We start from the raw sequence: 17,799 nt of genomic DNA on the forward strand, positions 1-17,799 counted from the left end.
CAATCCCGGATGAAGGAATCGAGGTGCTCGCCTGTCCGCATCAATCGGTTCACAGCTACCCGGTTCCGCCGGAGCCCGGTATTTCGCGAAGCTTGCCGAACCGCACCTTCGCTTCTCTGAAGGAGATAGCGACCGCAACCGGTCCCATGGACGTAACGCGATTGCCACTGCTCGACAAGACCGAGGAACTGTTGCAGATCGCAGGGTGTCGGCCACCGTTTGTCCTGCGATATTCCGCCCAGCAGGCCGATGTCCTGCTCGACTGGAATCCCGAGGAACTTCCGGACGCATTGCTCTGGATTAGCAATGGCGGACGCGCGCACGAACCATGGTCCGGACGAAACTTCGCATTGGGCGTTGAGCCGGCCCAAAGCTTTTTCGACCTTGGACGCGTAGTGATGCCTCCCGCCGATCATCCGCTTGCGGGTCGCACGGGTCTCGCGTTCCGCGCTGGTGTGCCGCGCACGATCAGCTACCGGTTGTCAGCGCGTTCGGTGTGAAAGCGGAATCGACTGCGCGCAACGGCCTCCCGCTCCGCGCACGCTGTCGCTATCCCTTGCACGGTAGCGTGTTGGAGAACGCGTCCATTTCCATCACGCCCGCACACACCGAAATCCTGCATACACATACTGATAATGCGGCTGAAACCAGTTGCGAAACGCCGGCCTCAACATGCATTGCGCGGTGCGTGGCGAACCACCCTTCAACACGTAATGCTGCCCATCGAAGAAATTCGCTGAATATCCCAGATAGAACGGAAACGGCTCGAACCCCGGCAACGCATCGAACAACGTCGAGGTCCATTCCCAGCCGTTGCCGAACTGACCTTCCACGCCGAACGCGCTGATGTTGTCCGGATGCGCATCCACGGCCTGCGGATCCCAACTGCGAAAATCGAAGTTGCCTGACGCTGCGTGCGGCGCGCCGTGCGCCGCGCGCTGCCACTGCGCTTCGGTTGGCAATGCTTTGCCCGCCCAGCGAGCATACGCACTGGCTTCCGCGTGGCTGACGTAGACCGGCCAGTCGAGAGGCAAAGGCATCTCTTCGAACATGGTGCGCAGCATCCATTCGCCGTCGCCGTCGCGCTGCGACCAGCCGGCGGGGTGGCTAATGCCCTCGCTTTCCTTCCACGCCCAGTCCTTGTCTTTCCACCAGGCCCGCTGGTGATATCCGCCGGCAAGCAGGAACTCGCGGAAGGCGCCATTCGTCACCATGTGGCGGTCAATCTCGAAGGCGGGCACGTCGACGCGCAGTTCGCCGAACTCGTTGTCCCAGCCGAAACGGCCGCTGTCTCGCGGCATGCCGAGCAACGTCGAACCGGCCGGCACCTTGACCATGGCCGCTTGGTCCGGTTCACCCGTGCGGCTCTCCAGGGGGGCTGCGGGCTGGCCTTCGCCAAGGCCTTGCCCAGCCACCTTCCACACAAGCGGCAACTGATGCAGCATATAAGCGAGCGTCTCGGCATGCATCAGACGATGCTCGATGGCGACGTTGAGCAACTGCTCGGCCGTAGCATCCTGTGCGCCGTCGGTCGGGGGCTCGCCGTCGATGTTCAGGGCCGGCAGTTCACGGTCGATCTGCTCGCGTGCCTGCTGACCGTAGCCGCGCACGACCTCCAGCGATGGCCAGTCGTCCGGCACATCGGTCGGCAGGCCGCCGTCGACCGGGTCGATGCCGAACGCAAACAACTGGTCGAGCGAGGCACTGAAGGCGGGTAACGTGCACAGACGCTGATCGAACAGATTCCGGTCGAACGCTTCGAGATGGCCGATGTAGAACACGATCCGGTGGCGCTCGCGGATCGGACGTTCGTACAGGTACTCGGGTTTGACGATGGAGAAGAGGGCGTCGGTAATCTGACGCGCGTCGATCAGGCGCTGGGCTAGCGGATGACGCGGGGCGGGGTCGCGATTCATGTCGCCGGGTCTCCTTGATGGGGGACAGTTTTTGAAGACTGTACCGCAGTCGCACGACACGTGCCAAGGCGGAGCCACGGCGAGGCGGATACCGGCAGAACTAAAGCGTCCCACGACAGGGGCGGCGCCGACGGCCGCGCCGTGTGACGCCAGATGGCTTACACGTGCCGCAGCCCTTCCAGATCGACGATACGGATGAACTTGCCTTGCGTGTCGATCAGACCGCGCTTTTGAAATCTTGACAGGGTGCGGCTTACGGTTTCCAGCGTGGTGCCGAGATAGCTGCCCATGTCCTCACGCGTCATGCGCAGATTGAATTCCGCCGACGAATAACCGCGTTTTGCGTTGCGTTCCGATACATCGAGCAGGAACGCGGCAACCCGTTCGTCGGCGGACAGCGAGCCGAGCACCATCATTTGCGCGGCCTCGCGGACGATCTGCTCGCCCATCAGCTTGTGCAGACGCTCCTGCATGGAGCCGATGTCGCGGCACAGACGTTTGAGCTTGACGTACGGAATGATGCAGACGGTGCTGTCCTCCAACGCGGTCGCACTGCAGGCGTGCCGGTCGTCGCTGATGCCGTCGAAGCCGAGTGCCTCGCCGGCAAGGCGCAAGCCCGTGACCTGCTCGCGGCCGTCGTGGTAAGTCAGGGTGGTTTTCAGCGAGCCGGAGCGCACCGCAAACAGATTGCCGAACGGGTCGCCGGAGCGGTACAGCGCCTCGCCGCGCCGGACCGGGCGCGCGCTGCAGATGAGCGCTTCGAGCTTCGGCAGTTCATCCGGGGAGAGGCCCCGCGGCATGCAGAGCGGCCGCATCGCGCAGTTCGAGCAGCGCGCGATGCTGCCAGGCACCGGGAGGCTAGTGGAAGAGCGGCGGCGACGGGCTGGAGACCGGACTACGGCGGTGGGCGTAAGCATGGTGTACGACCGTTTGTAAGGGAATTAATCCATTGTCCCACCATGGTTATCCCCCGTTTCGCGGCAAAATGACGCGTCAAGCCGGTGCGGCGTCGTGCTCCTGTCCTGCCGCCGAAGGCACCAGTAGCACAGGCAGAGCAGCCTGACGCACGCAGCGTTCCGCAACGCTGCCGAGGAACAGCCGCTGAACGCCCCGGCGCCCGTGCGTGCCCATCACGAGCAGATCGGCGTTGAACGCGGCGGCCGCTTTCAGCACCACGGTGGCGACATCGTCGACGGCGGTGGCCTCGGCGACCGCCACCTCACCTGAAACGCCTTTTTCCCGCATGGCCTGGGTAAATTCGGCGCCCAGTTCCTTGCCTTGCTCGATCAGCCGGTTGCGCAGGATGGACGGGTCATAGCCGGGCGCCTCGAAATACATTGGCGTGTTTTCGACGACATAGAACGGCTGGAGTACCGCGCCCATGGAAACCGCCAGGTTCAGCGCAGATTCAAATGCACGGCGCGAAGTATTGCTGCCGTCGACCGCTACGAGGATACGTTTGTACATGATGGACTCCGCGTGGGAAGGGTTCGGGACCGGATGCGCCTGCTGCCGCCTGATGACCGGTTCCAGCTTAGATCATGTGCGGGATTGTGGTTTTTTGTCGGGATGTAAATCAAACACTTGGCAAATTTCCGCAGGTAGGGTCATATAGTCGGAGCGCCGTCCGGTGCGCCTTTGCGGGTGGCGTGCAGTCTGCCTAACCAATCTTTGAGCAGGCAATCCACCGTGTTTGCCTTACAATTGTGGCCTATTCTGACAAGCTGAAACCTTCATCTATGATGAACGAGCGCAAATCGACGGGCTTGCCCGACAAGATCTACAGCGACATCCTTAATCGCATACTCGAAGGCGAGTACAAGGAAGGCGAGCGGCTGCCCACCGAACACGCGCTGGCCGATCGCTTCGAGACCTCGCGGCCCACGGTGCGCGAGGCGCTGGCCCGTCTGCGCGCCGACGGCATCATCGTTACGCGGCACGGCTCCGGCACCACGGTCGCGCGCCGCCCCGATCCGGACGTGCGCCGCTTCGCGCCGCTCGAAACGCTCTCCGATATCCGTCGCTGCTACGAATTTCGCATTGTTACAGAGGGCGGGGCGGCCGAACTCGCCGCGGAGAAAGCTGAAGTGGACGACATCGACGCGATCCAGTTCGCGTGGGACGAACTGGAGCGCATCGTCGAAACCCAAGGGATCGGCGCGAAGGACGACTTCTCGTTTCACCTTGCGGTTGCGCGGGCGTCGAAGAACCCATTCTTCATTACCGTGATGTCGTTTATCGAAGAGCAGATCGTGTTCAGCATGAACCTGTCGCGCAACCTGTCGCTGGTGAAGACGGTCGAGCGGCAGCGGCTGGTGCAGGCTGAGCATCTCGCGGTGCTCGAAGCAATCCGCCGCAAGGACGGCCCCGGGGCTGGACGGGCGATGCGCTCGCACCTCGAAAATGCGCTCGAGCGGATGTTCGGTTCCTGAGTTGTCCCAGTCTCTGCGGGCCGCGTCGAACGCGGCCCGTTTTTCTTTAAGCGGTCCGGCCTCGTGTCTGGCTCTCCCATGCTCCTTTACGCGCTACGCCGCGTTGTGCCGAAGTGAATCTTCCCCGCCCCCTGCCTTTCCGTGATGCGCTGCTGGCGATGCTCGGCATCGCCCTCGTCAATATGCTGGTCGCCCTCGACCAGACCGTGGTCAGCACCGCGCTGCCGTCGATCGTCTCCGAGCTGCGCGGTTTCGAGTACTACGCGTGGATCGCGAGCGCCTACCTGCTGGCGTCGGTGGTGACGGTGCCGGTGTTCGGGCGCCTCGGCGACTATTTCGGCCGCAAACGTTTCGTGCTCGCGGCGGTGATCGTCTTCACCATCGCCTCGCTCCTGTGCGGGGTGGCGCCTACCATGCCATTCCTGGTGGTGGCGCGCGGCCTGCAAGGTGTGGGTGGCGGGATGATGGTCGGCACAGCCTTCGCGTCGATTCCCGATCTGTTCCCCGACGCCCGCGCACGAGTGCGCTGGCAGGTCATCATGGCGGCGGCTTACGGCATCGGCACGGCCGCGGGGCCGTCGCTCGGCGGTTGGCTGAGCCAGCAATTCGGCTGGCGTTCCACCTTCCTCGTCAACCTGCCGGTCGGCGCGCTTGCGCTGTATTTCATCTGGGCGCATCTGCCCAATTACCGGCGCGCGGTGACCGGCGAGGTGCGTATCGACTGGACCGGAGCGGTGCTGGTGGCGCTGGTGCTCGGCGCGCTGCAGACGTTTATCGAGGCGGTGCCCAAGTCGGGGCTGACCACGGTCAATCTGCTGCTGGCGGCTTTCGTCGTGCTCGGCACGGCAGCGCTGCTGATCTGCGAGCGCCATGCAACGCACCCGATCATCCCACTCGACCTGTTCAGGGACACTCAGCTCGTGACGTTGTTCACCCTGTCGCTGCTGTCCGGTTTTGTAATGTTTTCGCTGATTTTCTTCGCGCCGCTGCTGCTGCAAGGCGGCTTTGGTCTGACTCCGCAGGAGGCCGGGCTGCTTGCCACGCCGATCGCCGCCTGCATTGCGCTTGGCAGTCTGATCAACACGCGGATCGTGATTCACTTGCCTAAGCCGACGCTGATTCTCTCGATCGGCTTCATGCTGCTTGTAGTCGCCTCAGTCGGGATCGCGCTGGCGACGCCGGCCACGCCGCATCTTTATCTCGAGTTGGCGATGGGCGCGGTCGGTATCGGACTCGGCTTCATTCTCAACAATCTGAACGTGTTCGGCCAGGAGATCGCCGGGCGGGAGCGCTTCGGCATCACGACGGCGTTGCTGCAGTCGAGCCGGATGGTGGGCGGGATGCTGGGTACCAGCATCGTCGCCACGATCATTAACCGGCGCTACGAAACGGGCGTCGCGGACGCGTTGCAGGTGCTCGGCGAGCCGGTGGCGTCCACCTGGCTGCCAAAGTTGTCTGACCCGCGGATCCTGATCGATCCCAGCCTGCGCGATACCTTGCTCGGCGAGCTGGGGCGGGCGGGTCTCGCGGGTCCGGCGCTAGTGGAAGCAGCGCGCCATGTGCTGGTTCAGTCCATCCATATCGGCGTGGTGCTCACGGGCGTTGCCGCGCTGGTGGCGGCTTTTGTGGTCCGCCGGATCTCGAATATCACGTTCAGACGCAGCGTCAATTAAGTCACATTTTTACCGTTTTTCAAACGCGATAATCAGTTATCGGGAAATAATTCCTGAATTTCTGTGTTTATCGGGTCGTCCGCAGGTCATAAAAAACGCGTGAAAAACAGTATGCATGTTGGGTCGGATTTGCACCTACCTACCTGGATAGGTGTGTCCTTTTTCAGGGTCCATCAAAATTCAGACGAATAATGGTTAATCCACCTGAGAGACTCAAAAAATGGAATTGCTTGAAAATCACTGGAAAGCACCCGTCACCATTCAAAACCGGGCCGTTGACGTTGCAGAAGAGACACCGGCCACAGCAGTGGATCGGCATCTCATCATTGCTTACCGGAAAATGAAAAAGGAAAGCCAGCGCCGTTTCTGGGCGCGCTTTGGCGTGACGCAGTCGCGCGGCAGCCGGTTCGAATCGGGTGCGGAAATCCCGCCGCCGGTTTCAATCCTGCTGGGGCTTTACTTCCTGAAAACGGTTTCCGACAGCGATTTAGGGCGTGCTGAACGTGTGATTTACAGCCGCGACGCCGCCGCCCTGCTTAGCCCGGGTCAATAAGACCGAGTTGAGCGGCAATCACGGCCGCCGCGCGCCGTGAGTTCACCCCGAATTTCGCCCTGATATTCTTTACGTGGAAGTTCACTGCAGCTTCCGAGCAACTAAGAATATGTGAAATTTCCCAGGTGGATTTACCGCGCGCGGTCCAGTTCAGGCATTCTCGTTCACGTGGCGTCAATTGCGGCAGGACGCTTTTTGCATGCGAGTGGAGATGCCGGCGACTGGTGTCGATCACCAGATCGCGCAGCAGGACGAGATTGGGCAGCACGCCGTCGATGTGGGTCCAGAATGTGTCGGTCCCATGGAAGTTGTTGGCGAAGCACAGCATGCCCGCTTCCTGATTGGGTCCGTGAATCGGTAACGACACGCCTGAGCGCAGGCCGTGCAAGCAGGCGAGTTCGTAAAGGGCCCGCTGATCCCGTGTGGCAAAGAGTTCAGGTGACCAGATCAGCGGCGTCGCGCGGGTGAGGCAGTGGCTGACGATGGGATCGATGTGCATGTATCCCTGCTCTTCATAACTGCGGCGCCAGCTTTGCGAATAGGTGCTGCGCACGTACGCATCTTCCAGACGCATGCCGGGCCGCGGCAGCATTGCAATCAGAACCCGGTCGAACCCCCAGCCGTCTGCAATAGTGGTAATGGCGTTGAACCACGTTGCTTCGTCCGGAGCGTCCACGAGTGGCGACATTTGCTTAGTAAAATGTAGCGACACTTTCGATTCCTCAATCACAGCGGCCCAGCTGCGGGCTTCGCCGGCGCGAACTCGCGACCGGCATGATAATGGGCAGCAATTTATCACCGTTTATTACTGAGCGGCTCGAAAAACGAAGTCCGGACCCATATTCTGGACTTTCCGAATCTCTCCGTACGGCGGATAAACCAATACTATCTTCGCTTGGCGAAAATTTGCCTGGACCGGATACCGCTTGTAAGACCAATGCGCCGGGTGCTGCGGATACCTCAAAAAATTGTTAAATCTCCCGTTGAAAGCGATTTCCGGGCGATTTAACAATTGTTCCGGGCCAATTTTTTGCGCGGAACAGCATCATAGTTTCAAACACTTGATATCGGCAATAATCTTCAAAAATTTAGCTATCAGGGCCGAATGGTTTGTCCGGTGGGCTGGAATTCTGTTCAAATCGTCTCACCGGTTAATGGCGGGGCGCTTATAAAAACCAGGCCCGAAAATAGAGTGCCTATTCGAGTGATAAAACTGCGCGAGAGATTATGTTCTGCCTGTTTGGCCATTTTCTGATTTGTTCTGCCTGGCCGACTCCGGTGCCGTCTGGTCATCGGTGCTTATCCAGCGTGAACTAACGAATCTCGCCCGGTCCGCGACGGCCTCCGGTTTAATTGTTGTCATACGAAATTTAAGGCATTGATCTGGTCTGGGAGAAAATCTCCCGCAGCACCCGCAGGGCGGCTCCAAGAGCAGAATCGAAAGATGGCTTCTGCCGCTGTGCGCGCACGCCTGCACGAGCACATCATCCGGGTGCCTCGCAAATGTTGTTTGACAACATTGCGGACCCGGTGCTACCTTGGCATCAATTCTTCGATACCGTGCTGAGGCGCCATGAAAATCTCCCCCATCCTCGATAGCGAGTTTGCCGCCACCGTGATGGCCGTGCCGCCGCTGGCCCGCCGCGCTGATTATTCGCTCGACGCTGCCGAAAACCAGAAGCTGATCCGGCACATCGAAGCGGGCGGCGTACGCACCTTGCTGTATGGCGGCAACGCCAACCTGTATCACGTGGCCGTCAGCGAATACCGCGAACTGCTCGACATGCTCTCGGAAAGCGCCGGACCGGACACACGGGTGATCCCGGCCATTGGCGCCGACTACGGCAAGATGCTCGACCAGGCGCGCATCCTTGCGCAGACCTCGTACCGCACGGCGATGGTTCTGCCGCTCGCCGGGTTCACCACTTCCGAGGGCGTCGAAACCGGTCTCAAGCGGATCGTCGACGCCGCGGGGATCCCGCTCACGCTCTACGTCAAGAGCGAAAACTACGTGGACGTCGACACGCTCGCCCGCCTGGTCGACAGCGGCACGCTGATCGCGGTCAAGTACGCCATCGTGCGCGAGAACCCTGCCGACGACGTGTATCTGCGCCGTCTGCTCGAAAGCGTGCCAGCCGCTAAACTGGTGTCCGGCATGGGCGAACGTCCGGCGCTGGTGCATTTGCGTGAGTTCGGTCTCGCCGCATGGACCACCGGCTCCGGCTGTATCGCCTCGCATGCGGTGATGGCGTTGCTGCGTGCCATCAAGGCCGGCCAGATGGATGAGGCGCAGCGCCTCTATGACGTTTTCATGCCGCTCGAAACCTTGCGCGACGATATTTCGCTGATCCGCGTGCTGCACGACGCCGTGACGTTCTCGAAAATCGCCGACATGGGGCCGATGCTGCCGCTGTTGAGTTCGAGCCCAGTGGGGCATCATGCGAGTATCGACAGCGCGACGCAGGCGCTGCTCGCTTTCGAACGCCAATTTGCGGAAACCTCCGCGGCACGTTAAGGGAATTGCAAGATGCAGATCACAGGAGACATGCTTTTGGGTGGTTCCGCAGTACGCGGGACCAACGGCACATTGCACGCGTTCGATCCGGCGCGTAACGCGGAGATAGAACCGGCGTTCGGCGCCGGCGGCGCCGCGGACGTCGACCGCGCGTGCGAACTGGCGGCCCAGGCGTTCGACGCTTACCGTCACGCGCCGCTCGAGACGCGCGCACGTTTTCTGGAAGCGATTGGCGAGAATATCGTTGCACTCGGCGATGTGCTGATCGAGCGCGCTCACGTTGAATCCGCGTTGCCCAAAGCGCGCCTCGAAGGCGAGCGCGCACGCACGGTCGGCCAGCTCAAGCTGTTTGCAACACTCGTGCGCGAAGGCCGCTGGCTGACCGCTACGCTTGACTCCGCGTTGCCGGAGCGTAAGCCGCTGCCGCGTTCGGATCTGCGCCTGCAAAAGATTCCGGTCGGGCCGGTCGCGGTGTTCGGCGCCAGTAATTTCCCGCTCGCATTTTCGGTGGCGGGTGGCGATACCGCCTCGGCGCTGGCTGCCGGTTGCCCGGTGGTCGTCAAGGCGCATCCGGCGCATCTGGGCACCTCCGAACTGGTCGGACGCGCCATCCAGAAAGCCGTGGCGGACAGCGGTCTGCCGGAAGGCGTGTTCTCGCTCGTCATTGGCGCGGGTAACGAAATCGGCGAAGCGCTGGTCAAGCACCCGGCCATCAAGTCGGTGGGCTTCACCGGTTCGCGGCGCGGCGGGCTGGCGCTGGTCGACATCGCCTCGAAGCGTCGCGAGCCGATTCCCGTGTTCGCGGAGATGAGCAGCGTCAATCCGTTCTTCGTGTTCCCCGGTGCGTTGGCGAAGCGCGCGGAGGCGTTGGCGAATGCGCTGGTCGATTCCGTCACGCTTGGAGTGGGCCAGTTCTGTACGAATCCGGGCCTCGTGCTGGTGCTCGAAGGGCCGCATACACGCGGCTTCATCGACGCTACCGCGCAGGCGCTCGCAAAGAAAAGCGAGCAAACGATGCTGACCGCAGGCATCGCCGCTGCCTATAAGGACGGCGTCAAGCAACGCGCGGAGCAGAGCGGCGTGCAAAGCGTGGCGCAGGGGACTGCGTCGGAGGCAACTTGCGCCGCCATCCCGGTCGTGTTTGAAACCACGGCTGCGAAGTTTCTCGCGACGGCGCAACTCGAAGACGAAATCTTTGGGCCGACTTCGTTGATCGTCACCTGTGCGGACATCGACGAGATGCTCAAGGTGGCGGGTCATCTCGAAGGCCAGCTAACCGCAACCCTGCAACTCGAAGCCGACGACTACGCGCTGGCGCGGCGTCTGTTGCCGACACTCGAGCGCAAGGTAGGCCGGATTCTGGCGAACGGTTTCCCGACGGGCGTCGAAGTTTCGCATGCGATGGTTCACGGTGGCCCGTTCCCGGCTACGTCCGACGGCCGAGCTACCTCGGTTGGCGCGACCGCAATCGAGCGCTTCTTGCGCCCGGTCTGCTATCAGGACCTGCCCGCCGAACTGTTGCCCGAAGCGTTGCACGACGATAATCCCCTCAAGCTCTGGCGCCTGCGCGACGGCAAGCTTGTGCAGGGATAAGCGTCGATCGCCTCGCATGGGTGCTGAACGAGGCACCGTGCGAGGCGCCGTAAAGGCACCATAAGAGGTATCAAACGAAGCATCCAAAGGACATTGCATGACCGAGACAAACCGACGCTATCCCGACCCCGCCGTCCGTATTCTCGATCCGCGTTTCAAGGCCTTGCGCCTTGCGTCGGCTTCAGTCGAATGCCTGTACCAGGGCGCGCGCTGGTCGGAAGGTCCGGTATGGTTTGGCGACGGGCGATATCTGTTGTGGAGCGACATCCCGAACAACCGCATCCTGCGTTGGGACGAACACAGCGGCACGGTGACGCCGTTTCGCCAGCCTTCGAACAACGCCAATGGTCACACACGCGATCGTGAAGGGCGGCTGATCGGTTGCGAGCATCTGACGCGTCGTGTCACGCGCACCGAGTACGACGGTTCGATCACCGTGCTGGCCGATCGTTACAACGGCAAACGCCTCAATTCGCCTAACGATGTGATCGTGAAGTCGGACGGTTCAATCTGGTTTACCGATCCGACCTTCGGTATCGATGGGTTTTACGAAGGCGAGCAGCAGGAGTCGGAGTTGCCTGCCTGCGTGTATCGCGTCGACGGGCAGAGTGGCGAAGTAACGATGGTGATCGACGATGTGCTCGGGCCGAACGGGCTTGCCTTCTCGCCGGATGAAAAGACTCTGTACGTCGTCGAATCGCGTAGCGAGCCGCGCAAGATCCGCGCGTTCGACGTCAGCGGCAACACACTTTCGAACAACCGTGTGTTGATCGACGCGGGCCCAGGCACGCCGGACGGTTTCCGCGTGGATATTCACGGCAACCTGTGGTGCGGCTGGGGCATGGGCAGCGACGAACTCGATGGCGTACGCATCTTCACGCCGCAAGGCGAGGCGATCGGCCATATTGCGTTGCCCGAGCGTTGCGCGAACGTCTGCTTTGGCGGTGTGCATCGCAATCGTTTGTTCATGGCGGCGAGCCACGGGTTGTATTCGCTGTATGTGAACACGCAGGGCGTCAAGGGCGGTTAAGCATCAAAGGGATTTTGCTGAAACAGGCTACGACGTCTTGCCCGCGCTTTAGCCTGCGATTTGCGTGACGTAACTTGACGTGACGAACGGGCGTTGGCTATGTTGCATTGAGAGACACGTACCGCGGGCACCGCACTCCGACCGGCGGACTTCCATACCAAGAAGCGAGGAGACGTAATGACTTTTTCTGGCAGCCTGTCAGTCAGGTTAGCGAGTATCTGCGTGGCAGTGGGCACAGCGTTGGGCGCGACCTTCGCGTCGCCGGCCTATGCCGACCCGGTCACGCTCAATATCGTCGATGTAGCGGGCGATCTTCAGTTGACTCAAAAGGGCTTTGAGGCGTTCAAGGCGAAGTACCCGAACCTTGTGGCGAACATCACCTATACGAACGCCCCGGCGCCGCAATTGCCTGGCAAGATCAAGGCGATGCAGGCGGCTGGCCGCTCCGATATCGATCTGGTGCTGACCGGTACGGACGCGCTTGCTGCAGGCATCGAACAGAGCCTGTGGACCAAGCTACTGCCGGAGCAGGCCGCCACCTTCCCGGGCGTGCTCGACAAATACGCGCCTGGTCCGCGCAAGATGCAGGACCTGGCGCAGGGCTTTGGGCTAGAAGTGGCCTACATGCCGGCTGGACCGCTGCTCGAATACAACCCGGCCAAGGTCACCGACCCGCCGAAGACCCCCGACCAGTTGTTGCAATGGTGCAAGGCGCATCCGAACAAGCTGATCTATGCCCGTCCTGCTAACTCCGGTCCGGGCCGCACGTTCCTGATGGGTCTGCCGTATGTCCTTGGCGACAAGGATCCGCGCGATCCGGTGCACGGCTGGGACAAGACGTGGGCGTTCCTCAAGCAGTTGAACGACTGCGTTCCGTATTACCCTGGCGGCACGTCGGCGGTGATGAAGGAGCTGGGCGAAGGCACTCGCGACATGACGGTGACTGTGACCGGCTGGGACATCAACCCGCGTGCGCTCGGGATCGTACCGGCCGAGTTCCGCGTGCAGGGCTTCGACAACATGACGTGGGTCGACGACGCGCACTACATGGTGATCCCGAAGGGCGTGCCGAAAGAGAAGCTCGACGTGCTCTACAAGCTGATGAATTTCATGCTGGAGCCGGCGCAGCAGGCGTTGACCTATGACGATGGCTATTTCTACCCGGGACCGGCTATCAAGGGCGTGACCGTCGATCAGGCGCCGGCGCATAGCCAGGAAGTCCTGAAGAAATACGGCCGGCCGGAATACACGCAAATGCTGGCCGCTCATCCGCACGTTCTGCCGCTGGATGCCGCTGCGATGGTCGCCGCATTCCAGAAGTGGGACCGTGATATCGGCGCGCAGAAAAGCCAATAGCCGGAGTGCGGGCTGCGGCCCGCCTCTGCTTTGCATGGGACGGGAGTAAGCGCCATGAAGCCTCATTTTGAGCAGTTGCGTCTCGATTCGGTGAGCCGCAGTTTTACGAATGCTGAAGGTCACCCTGTGGCCGCGTTGCAGGGCCTCGATCTGAATATCCAGCGCGGCGAGTTCATTGCGTTGCTGGGGCCATCCGGGTGCGGCAAGTCGACCGCGCTCAATTGCATTGCCGGTTTGCAACCGCTCACGGGCGGCGGCATCTGGCTCGACGACACCCGTATCGACGTCCTGCCGCCCGAAAAACGCGGCTTCGGCATGGTGTTTCAGAACTACGCGCTGTTTCCGCACATGAGCGTGCTCGACAACGTCGGCTTCGGGCTGAAGATGCGCGGCGTCGCGAGAAGCGAAGCGGTGCGCCGCGCGCGCGAAGCCTTGCAGCTCGTGCAACTGGTCGGGCATGAAGGCAAGCTGCCGGGCCAGTTGTCCGGTGGCCAGCAGCAGCGCGTGGCGATTGCGCGAGCCATTGTGATCGAGCCGCCGCTTGTGCTGATGGATGAGCCCTTGTCGAATCTGGATACGAAGTTGCGTATCGAGATGCGCGCGGAGATTCGCCGCATCCATAGTCAGCTCGAGCGCGCGACGATCTACGTGACGCACGATCAGGACGAAGCGCTCTCGATGGCCGACCGCATCGTCGTGATGAAGGAAGGTGTCGTGCAGCAGGTGGCGACCCCAAAGGAAGTGTACGGACGGCCGAAGAACCTGCACGTCGCACGCTTTATGGGCTATCGCAATGTGATGGAGTTCACGCTCGAAGGCACGCAAGGCGAAGCGGTCGCGGTGAACGCGAAGGGTGTGCGTCTATTGGGCATGCCGATGCACGGCTTCAACAGCAAACGGGTGAATGTGGCCTTACGTCCTGAAGATCTGGAACGCAGCACGCCGGGCGCGGAGAATGCGTTTGATGTCGAAGTAACGACCGTCGAATACGGCGGCCGCGATTCGCTGATTCGTGTGAAGTCGGCGTTCGGCGATCTGTGGGCGCGCGTGGCCGGCGACTTCGCGGAGGGCGAACGCATCACGTTGCGCGTGCCGCCTTCACGCACGCTCGTCTACGACGGTGACGCGCAATGAACGCCGGCATGCTGTCCCCGCCGGTCGCTGCGCGCGACGCCAAGGGCTGGCTGGTTGCGCCTGCGTTGATCTTTATCGTTGCGCTGTTCATTTACCCGTTCGCCTACGGTTTGGTGCTGTCGTTCCAGCCGATGAACGGCGGTGGCCTGTGGGCGAACTACGTCACGTTCTTCACCGATACGTCGATGTGGCCCACCATCCTCGTCACGTTGAAGCTCGCGGTGCCGGCGACGCTGATTAACGTGGGCGTATCGATTCCAGTGGCCTTCGCGCTGCGCCGCAATTCGCCGTATCAGAAGCTCATCACGACGCTGCTGGTGATTCCGGTCACGCTCGGCACGGTGTTGATTGCGGACGGCATGCTCACGTATTTCGGGCCGAACGGCTGGTTCCCCCAGGCGCTGCAAGGCCTGCATCTGTACACCGACGAAGTGCGGCTCACCCACAATTATTGGGGTGTCCTGATTTCGCTGATCGTGTCGGGGTTTCCGTTTGCGTTTCTGCTGACGCTATCCTACGTGACGGGGATCGATCCGACGCTCGCCAGTGCCGCCGCCACGCTCGGCGCGAGCCCGTGGCAGCAGTTTCTCCGCATTTACCTGCCGCTGCTGGTACCCGGTTTGACGATGGCCGCTTGCCTCTCGTTCGTGCAGGCGTTTTCGGTGTTCCCCTCGGCAGTGCTGCTCGGCGCGCCGGCGGGACCGACACGGGTGATGTCGATTGCTGCCGCCGAAGCCGCGTTCGAAAACTACGATTACTCGCTCGCCTCGGCCATCGCGATGGTGATGGGCTTCGTGCAACTGCTGGTGGTCGCGGGGATGCTGGGTGCGCGCCGCTTCTTCTATAGCGGACCCGTGACAGGAGGGAAGGGCTGATGACAACCGATCATCACGCTACGCAAGCCTGGCCCGCCTCCGCCAAGCCGAAAACCCAGACCGATCAGAGCGAAGGCGATAGCGCGGGCCGCAATCGCGGCGTGCAACCGGGTAAAGCTGTCAAACAGCGCACGCCGCTTGCCGAGCGGATCTGGAAAGTGCTGGTGTGGGGCGCGATGGTGTTTTTCCTCGTCAACGTCCTGCTGCTGATCGCGACGGTGGCCGTCAACTCGGTGGCCACGCGCTGGTTCGGCACGCTGTTGCCGCAAGGCTTTACGCTGCACTGGTACGCGCAGGCATGGAGCGACTTCCAGTTGGCGAGCGTGCTGTGGGTCACGGTAGAAGTGGTCGGCGCCGTGGTGATCCTCTCGGTGCTGCTCGGCGTGCCGGCCGCCTATGCATTGGCGCGCGTGCAGTTCCCTGGGAAACGCTTTGCCGTGCTGGTGTTTCTGCTGCCATTGATGGTGCCGCCGGTCACCTACGGCATTCCGATGGCAACCGTGATGTACAAGGTCGGCCTTGCGGGCACATTGCCCGGTGTGATTCTCGCGAATCTCGTGCCGGCACTGCCGTTCGTGATCCTGGTGATGACGCCGTTCATCGAGCAGATCGACCCGAATCTCGAAGCCGCTGCGCGCATCTTCGGCGCGAATACGTTTCGCTATTTCCGTTACGTGCTGCTGCCGCTGCTGGTGCCCGGCATGCTGGCCGCGGGTTTGTTTGTGCTGGTGCGCACCATTGGCATGTTCGAGCTGACCTTCTTCACGGCCGGTCCCGGCACGCAGACGCTGGTGGTCGCACTGTACTACGCGGTGTTTTCGACCGGTGTACGCGCGCCGCAATCGATCGACGCGATGGCGATGATCTATATGGCGATCACGCTGGTGTGGGTATTGATCGCGCTGCAATTCGTGAGCCCGACGCAGATCGTCTCGCGTGTGAAGGAACAGAAGCGCTGAGCACAACGAACTGCCGCGCGAGGTAACGCGGCGGTTCGGGCAGGAGTACTCAGCGCGTTTTATTAACGAGCTTTGTAGTCAAGACGTCGTTGGAGAGTGTTGTGACCAAGAGAAAGACCCCTGAAGAATTGCGTAGCCATCGCTGGTATGGCGTGAATGACCTGCGCTCGTTCGGCCACCGTTCGCGCACCTCGCAGATGGGCTATAGCCGCGAGGAATATGCAGGCAAGCCGGTGATCGCGATCCTCAACACATGGAGCGAGATGAACCCGTGTCACACGCACTTCAAGCAGCGTGTGGAAGAAGTCAAACGGGGCATCTGGCAGGCGGGTGGCTTCCCGATCGAGTTGCCGGTGCAGACGCTCTCCGAGCCGTTCCAGAAACCTACCACGATGCTCTATCGCAACTTCCTCGCCATGGAAGCGGAGGAGACGCTGCGCTCGTACCCGGCAGACGGCGTAGTGCTGATGGGCGGCTGTGACAAGACCACGCCGGCGTTGCTGATGGGCGCGATCTCGATGGATCTGCCGACCATCTTCCTGCCTGCCGGTCCGATGCTGAACGGCAACTGGAACGGCGTGACGCTCGGCTCCGGTTCGGACACCTGGAAGTACTGGGCGGACCTGCGTGCGGGCAAGATCACCGAGCAGGACTGGCAGGGTGTGGAAGGCGGCATTGCGCGCTCGCCGGGCCATTGCATGACGATGGGCACGGCCTCGACCATGACGAGCGCGGCGGAAGCGTTGGGCTTCACACTGCCGGGCTTCGCCTCGACGCCTGCGCCGGATTCGCGCCACGCGCAGTTGTCGGCCAAAACCGGCATGAGGATTGTCGAGATGGTGTGGGAGGACTTGAAGCCGTCGGACATCATCACGGCCGGTTCGATCGATAACGCCGTGACCACCTGCCTCGCGCTCTCGGGTTCGACCAATGCGATCGTGCACATGATCGCGCTGGCGCGACGCGCCGGTATCGACCTGACGCTGAACCGCTACGACGATATCTCGCGGCAGACGCCGGTGCTGGCGAACGTCCGTCCGACCGGCTCGTACCTGATGGAAGACTTCTACTATGCGGGCGGCCTGCAGGCGATGCTGGCCGAGCTTGGCGATCTGATCGACCGCTCGCAGAAGACGGTGAACGGCCGCACGATCGGCGAGAACCTCGAAGGTGCGAAGATCTTCAACGACGACGTGATTCGCCGTCGCGCCGCGCCGCTGTTGCCGAACAACGGTCTCGCCGTGCTGCGCGGTAATATCGCGCCGGACGGGGCCGTCATCAAGCCGGGTGCGGCCGATCCGAAGCTGCACGTGCATACCGGCCGCGCGGTGGTGTTCAAGGACTACAACGATATGGCGACGCGCATCGACGACGACGCGCTCGATATCGACGAGACCTGTGTGATCGTGCTGCAGCATGCGGGTCCGGTGGGCGCGCCGGGCATGCCGGAGTGGGGCCAACTGCCGATTCCGAAGAAGCTGCTGCAACAGGGCGTGCGCGACATGCTGCGCATCTCCGACGCACGCATGAGCGGCACGAGCTACGGCGCGTGCGTCCTGCACGTTGCACCGGAGTCGTTCGTCGGCGGACCGCTGGCATTCGTGCACGATGGCGACCTGATCGAACTCGACGTGGCCGCGCGCAAGCTCGAGCTCAAGGTGAGCGACGCCGAGCTGGCGAAACGTCGCGCCGCATGGAAAAAGCCGGCGCCGAAATACGAGCGTGGTTACGGCGCGCTGTATCAGCAGCACATCACACAGGCG

The 17,799-nt window shown here is 61.9% G+C and carries 16 protein-coding genes and 1 pseudogene; 13 read left to right on the plus strand and 4 right to left on the minus strand.

Going from position 1 to position 17,799, the window contains the following annotated elements; genetic code table 11:
* Positions 1-500, plus strand: a pseudogene (locus M0954_RS24720) (hypothetical protein); the annotation flags it as partial.
* Positions 501-593: 93 nt separating this feature from the next.
* Here the strand turns inward: M0954_RS24720 and M0954_RS24725 are convergent.
* On the minus strand, positions 594-1,916 hold the full coding sequence (locus M0954_RS24725) for an SUMF1/EgtB/PvdO family nonheme iron enzyme (protein WP_297356042.1): 1,323 nt from the start codon (positions 1,914-1,916) through the stop codon (positions 594-596).
* A gap of 158 nt (positions 1,917-2,074) precedes the next feature.
* Positions 2,075-2,731 carry a helix-turn-helix domain-containing protein gene (locus M0954_RS24730; protein WP_122156820.1) on the minus strand — a complete coding sequence of 219 codons (657 nt, stop codon included), beginning with the start codon at positions 2,729-2,731 and terminating at the stop codon, positions 2,075-2,077.
* Between M0954_RS24730 and M0954_RS24735 the strand changes: the two genes are divergently transcribed.
* Positions 2,715-2,852, plus strand: a complete 138-nt coding sequence (locus M0954_RS24735; RefSeq protein WP_166660818.1) for a hypothetical protein — start codon at positions 2,715-2,717, stop codon at positions 2,850-2,852. The two genes, M0954_RS24730 and M0954_RS24735, sit on opposite strands and share 17 nt — an antisense overlap.
* A 57-nt stretch (positions 2,853-2,909) precedes the next feature.
* On the opposite strand, the gene M0954_RS24740 is transcribed toward M0954_RS24735, so the two are convergent.
* Positions 2,910-3,383 (minus strand): universal stress protein, encoded by a 474-nt coding sequence (locus M0954_RS24740; RefSeq protein WP_122156819.1) that lies wholly within the window; start codon positions 3,381-3,383, stop codon positions 2,910-2,912.
* Between the two features lie 275 nt (positions 3,384-3,658).
* Here M0954_RS24740 and M0954_RS24745 point away from each other — a divergent pair, with 275 nt between their 5' ends.
* From M0954_RS24745 to M0954_RS24755, 3 genes are all read left to right on the plus strand, one after another.
* Complete coding sequence (locus tag M0954_RS24745) at positions 3,659-4,348, plus strand: FadR/GntR family transcriptional regulator (protein ID WP_122159284.1); 690 nt, start codon at positions 3,659-3,661, stop codon at positions 4,346-4,348.
* A gap of 158 nt (positions 4,349-4,506) precedes the next feature.
* Positions 4,507-6,021 (plus strand): MFS transporter, encoded by a 1,515-nt coding sequence (locus M0954_RS24750; protein WP_297356055.1) that lies wholly within the window; start codon positions 4,507-4,509, stop codon positions 6,019-6,021.
* 220 nt (positions 6,022-6,241) lie between these two features.
* Positions 6,242-6,574: a hypothetical protein gene (locus M0954_RS24755; protein WP_074267633.1), complete on the plus strand. Its 333-nt coding sequence runs from the start codon at positions 6,242-6,244 to the stop codon at positions 6,572-6,574.
* Here the strand turns inward: M0954_RS24755 and M0954_RS24760 are convergent.
* Entirely contained in the window at positions 6,558-7,262 is a 705-nt protein-coding gene (locus M0954_RS24760) for a LuxR family transcriptional regulator (RefSeq protein ID WP_122156817.1), read from the minus strand. The two genes, M0954_RS24755 and M0954_RS24760, sit on opposite strands and share 17 nt — an antisense overlap.
* Before the next feature lie 885 nt (positions 7,263-8,147).
* On the opposite strand from M0954_RS24760, the gene M0954_RS24765 reads away from it, so the two are divergent.
* From M0954_RS24765 to araD, 8 genes are all read left to right on the plus strand, one after another.
* The gene (locus M0954_RS24765) at positions 8,148-9,089 is read left to right on the plus strand and encodes a dihydrodipicolinate synthase family protein (RefSeq protein WP_297356044.1); all 942 of its coding nucleotides are present in this window, start codon (positions 8,148-8,150) and stop codon (positions 9,087-9,089) included.
* A 12-nt stretch (positions 9,090-9,101) separates the two neighbouring features.
* Positions 9,102-10,682, plus strand: coding sequence for an aldehyde dehydrogenase (NADP(+)) (locus M0954_RS24770; RefSeq protein ID WP_297356046.1), 1,581 nt, complete (start codon positions 9,102-9,104; stop codon positions 10,680-10,682).
* A gap of 97 nt (positions 10,683-10,779) precedes the next feature.
* Entirely contained in the window at positions 10,780-11,712 is a 933-nt protein-coding gene (locus tag M0954_RS24775) for an SMP-30/gluconolactonase/LRE family protein (RefSeq protein ID WP_122156814.1), read from the plus strand.
* Between the two features lie 177 nt (positions 11,713-11,889).
* Positions 11,890-13,068, plus strand: coding sequence for an extracellular solute-binding protein (locus tag M0954_RS24780; protein WP_122156813.1), 1,179 nt, complete (start codon positions 11,890-11,892; stop codon positions 13,066-13,068).
* 54 nt (positions 13,069-13,122) lie between these two features.
* On the plus strand, positions 13,123-14,202 hold the full coding sequence (locus M0954_RS24785; protein ID WP_297356048.1) for an ABC transporter ATP-binding protein: 1,080 nt from the start codon (positions 13,123-13,125) through the stop codon (positions 14,200-14,202).
* Positions 14,199-15,077, plus strand: a complete 879-nt coding sequence (locus M0954_RS24790) for an ABC transporter permease (protein ID WP_123386351.1) — start codon at positions 14,199-14,201, stop codon at positions 15,075-15,077. Before M0954_RS24785 ends, M0954_RS24790 begins: the two co-directional genes overlap by 4 nt.
* Complete coding sequence (locus M0954_RS24795; RefSeq protein ID WP_297356050.1) at positions 15,077-16,036, plus strand: ABC transporter permease; 960 nt, start codon at positions 15,077-15,079, stop codon at positions 16,034-16,036. Before M0954_RS24790 ends, M0954_RS24795 begins: the two co-directional genes overlap by 1 nt.
* Positions 16,037-16,137: 101 nt before the next feature.
* A partial coding sequence (gene araD, locus M0954_RS24800; protein ID WP_297356052.1) for an L-arabinonate dehydratase occupies positions 16,138-17,799 on the plus strand: 1,662 nt, incomplete at its 3' end.

This window comes from Paraburkholderia sp., assembly GCF_026225065.1.
GTDB lineage: Bacteria > Pseudomonadota > Gammaproteobacteria > Burkholderiales > Burkholderiaceae > Paraburkholderia.